Origin of the sequence: Hydrogenophaga sp. NFH-34, assembly GCF_021401345.1 — a bacterium.
In the GTDB taxonomy this organism is placed as follows: Bacteria; Pseudomonadota; Gammaproteobacteria; order Burkholderiales; family Burkholderiaceae_C; genus Hydrogenophaga; species Hydrogenophaga electricum.
Map to the genome: position 1 here is coordinate 1 of NZ_JACBGE010000055.1, position 3,294 is coordinate 3,294.

At 66.7% G+C, this 3,294-nt stretch carries 3 protein-coding genes; 2 read left to right on the forward strand and 1 reads right to left on the reverse strand.

The annotated features are described in order from the left end of the window. Positions 1-524: 524 nt before the first annotated feature. Both L0977_RS25215 and L0977_RS25220 read left to right on the forward strand, forming a co-directional pair. A complete protein-coding gene (locus L0977_RS25215) occupies positions 525-1,124 on the forward strand; it encodes a helix-turn-helix domain-containing protein (protein WP_234267671.1) in 600 nt (199 codons plus the stop codon). 1 nt (position 1,125) lies between these two features. Further along, positions 1,126-1,332 carry a hypothetical protein gene (locus tag L0977_RS25220; RefSeq protein ID WP_234267672.1) on the forward strand — a complete coding sequence of 69 codons (207 nt, stop codon included), beginning with the start codon at positions 1,126-1,128 and terminating at the stop codon, positions 1,330-1,332. A 141-nt stretch (positions 1,333-1,473) separates the two neighbouring features. On the opposite strand, the gene mobV is transcribed toward L0977_RS25220, so the two are convergent. Continuing rightward, the gene (gene mobV / locus L0977_RS25225; RefSeq protein WP_234267673.1) at positions 1,474-2,781 is read right to left on the reverse strand and encodes a MobV family relaxase; all 1,308 of its coding nucleotides are present in this window, start codon (positions 2,779-2,781) and stop codon (positions 1,474-1,476) included. Positions 2,782-3,294: the final 513 nt, after the last annotated feature.

Genomic DNA, 3,294 nt, shown 5'->3' on the forward strand with positions numbered 1-3,294 from the left:
GCGCTTGCCGGGTGCGGCGGACGGGTCAAGGGGTTGGTGCGGCCCGCAGCCCGCAGGGCGAGGACTCGGCCCCTTGACGCGGCCAGAGCGCCCACAGCCTCAGCCGTGGAGCAGAGGAAGGGCGTAGCCCGCCCCCTGCTCCCGCGGCGTATGGGGCAAGACCCCATGCGGGGGTCCAGCCCGAAGGGGGCTGGTCAAGCCCGCAGGGCGCGAAGGGGGGGACAGAGCGCCCCCCTCTGGGGGGCACTTATGACCGGGAGGGGGAGCCGGCGAAGCCGGGGGAACCCCGGAGGGGTGCCCTTCTCTGGGTCACCAGAGAACTAGATATAGGCCGAAATGCGAAATCGTTATAAATCAATGACTTAGCTAGGGGGGGTGCGGAAGAGCTTATTTCCGGGGGTGCGGAAGTTGAACGACACTCCTTGTCGAAAATCGGCAACGATTCCATGCGTTCAACTTCCGTTTTTCGGCAACGTAACGCATAATCTGGGCTTTCCTAAAACCGGAAGTGGAGTAACAAAAAGATGCGCCGAGATTCCGCACCTCAGGAAGTTGGAACGCCAGCCAAGCACAAGCCCGGCCAGTGGGTGCAGGTCGAGCGCAAGGCCAGCGAGGCGTGGGCACGCCTCTGCGTGAAGAAGCCGTCAGCCGCCGCCGTGCTGCATCACTTGGTCGCCAACATGGGCCACCAGAACGCCGTGGTCATCCCGCAGAAGGTGCTCGCCAAGCTCATCGGCGTCTCCGATCGCACCGTGCGCACCGCCATTGCTGACCTCGTGGCGGACAAGTGGATCTCGGTCGTGAAGCTGAACGGCCCCGGCACGGTCGCCGCCTACGTGGTCAATGACCGCGTGGCGTGGGGCCAGCGCCGCGACCAACTCTGCCTGTCGGTGTTCTCGGCCACTATCGTGGCGGACCGTGACGACCAAGACGAGGCGCTGCTCGGCCATGCCGATCTGCGCCGCATCCCGACCCTGTACCCCGGCGAGCAGCAACTGCCGACCGGCCCCGGCGAGGAGCCACCCAGCCAGCCCACCATTCCCGGACTGGAGCCAGACCTGCCCGCCCTGACCGAAGCTCAGCAGCTTGAGCGGCTGGGGCAACAACGACTCTTGGAGGACTGAAATGCCCCGCATCGAACTGATCTTGCCCGGCGAGCCGAAGGCCACCGTGGCGCCCTTGGCCGAGGTCTACCGAATCACCATCGAGCGGGGCGATGGCATCGCCTGCTCCGACATGGAAGCGCGGACGGCCATGAGCATGTTCTGCATCCACGCCCTGACCGAAAAGAAGCCCAAAACGCGGAAGCGGAAGGCGGCTCCGCAGGAGTAAGCCCCCGGCAGGGCGCGAGTGTTTCCTGCCAAGGAAACACGTATTCGCGCATCCGTCCCCCGCAGGGGGTCGGATGGCCTGCCGGGCACGCACGTAATCCACCCCTCGGGGGGGATTACTCTCAGTGCGCCCTTCCGGGACTCAGCCCAGCGACGGCCCGTCGTGCTGCTTGCCCACCTTCGGGGCCGCTATCTCCTTCCCGGCCAGCGTCGAAATGAAGGCCCGCGCCTGCTCCTGACGTGCTGGCTCGACCATCCCCGGCGAGTACTTCACGATGGCCGCGAGCACGTCCTTGGGCTGCTGCCGGTGCTGTGTGATCGACTCCATGACGGCTGCTTTCTCGACCGTGGGCCAATGCACCTTGGAGGCGTCCCCGCCCGCCTTCTGGATTGCTTCCAAGGCGTGCTGCGCGAATGTGCAGGACGCTCCCGCCGTCTTGCGCTCCACGCGCACCAGGTCATCCACCCGGCGCTGTCGTTCCTGGTCGAGCTTTTCCCGCTCGGCGGCCTTCTCCCGCTCCGCTTTGATGGCCTTGACCCGCTCCTGAGCGTGCATGACGAGCTGGACGAACTCCTGCTTGGCCAGCGTCGCCAGCTCCAAGACCGGCGCAAGGTGCTTTTGCAGGGCCTGCAAGCGCTCCTGAGCCTCTTTTTTCTCCCGGCTGAGGGTTTGGGCCGTCTGGGTCATTTCGTCGGCTCTGCGGCGCTCTGAGGCGGCCAGCTTGGCGGCTTCGACGGCTGGGGTGTACGCCTTTTGCACTGCGGCCGTCAGGCGCTCGGCGACCATCTCCGGCGTCTCGTACTCGTTGGTCAGAAACCCCTTCTTGAGCACCTTGGGCTGGGCCGTCTCCGGGCTGATGGTGACGTGCTGGCCCGGCTTCTCGATCTGGGCGTAGAAGTCCTTGATGGTCTGGTGGTGCGCCTTGCTGCCCTCGATGCCGCGTTCCAGCCCGTGGCGAGCGCCGACGGTCTTGGCGAAGTCGGTTTGCATCTTGGACAGGGCGGCGGGGCCACCCGTCCATTGCTTGGCGTTGAGCTTCCCCTTGTCGTCGAGCGGCACCACGTAGGCCACCAGATGGGGCGTGCTCTCGTCCCGGTGGATCGACCAGCCGACCACGTTTTCCTTGCCGTGGCGCTTCTCAAGCCAGCCCACCGCCTCGCGGAAATAGGCGTCCTGCTGCTCGCGGGTCTTGCCCTCGAACCACTCCGGGGAGCCGCCGACAAAGTATTCCAGCCCGATGACCGCATCCTTGCGCCGCTTCTCCGGGAGCTTGTCGCGCAGGGCCTGCATGACCTCGCCGGGGGTGGCGTGGCTGTGCTCGTTCTGGTCGGCCCTGCTGGGGTCGGCGTTCGGCGTCTCGCGGGTCCGGTAGGTGTGCGCCAGCGACCCGCCGACGTTGCCAAGCGACTTGAGTTTGGCGGTGCGCAGGATGGCGAAGTGTGCGGGCATGGGTAGGTCTCCGAGGTGGCAGCGGCGGCGGCTTTGCAGACAAAGTGTACTCACTATACTTTGCTGACGCAAAGTAGTGCCCGCCTGCGGCGGCTGCGGCGGGCTTCGCCCTTGCCCAAAGGGGGCGCTGCCCCCTCTGGACTCCCGGCCCGTGGATATGTGGACGATGGCCTACGGCCACCGGCTGGCTCGCTTCGCTCGGCCCGTGGACAACCCTGATGGACGGCCCGTGGACAGGCTGCGCCTGCCCACCGCCCGCCCACAGGGATTGCCCACCGGCTGCCCAGCCTTCGCCCACATACCCACCGGCCCCTGCGCGGCCTGCGGCCTTGCCCATCGATCAATTTTGAAAATTTCTCTCCAAACCCCCTCCGGCCTTCGGCCTGCGCGCTGCGCTTGCCGGGTGCGGCGGACGGGTCAAGGGGTTGGTGCGGCCCGCAGCCCGCAGGGCGAGGACTCGGCCCCTTGACGCGGCCAGAGCGCCCACAGCCTCAGCCGTGGAGCAGAGGAAGG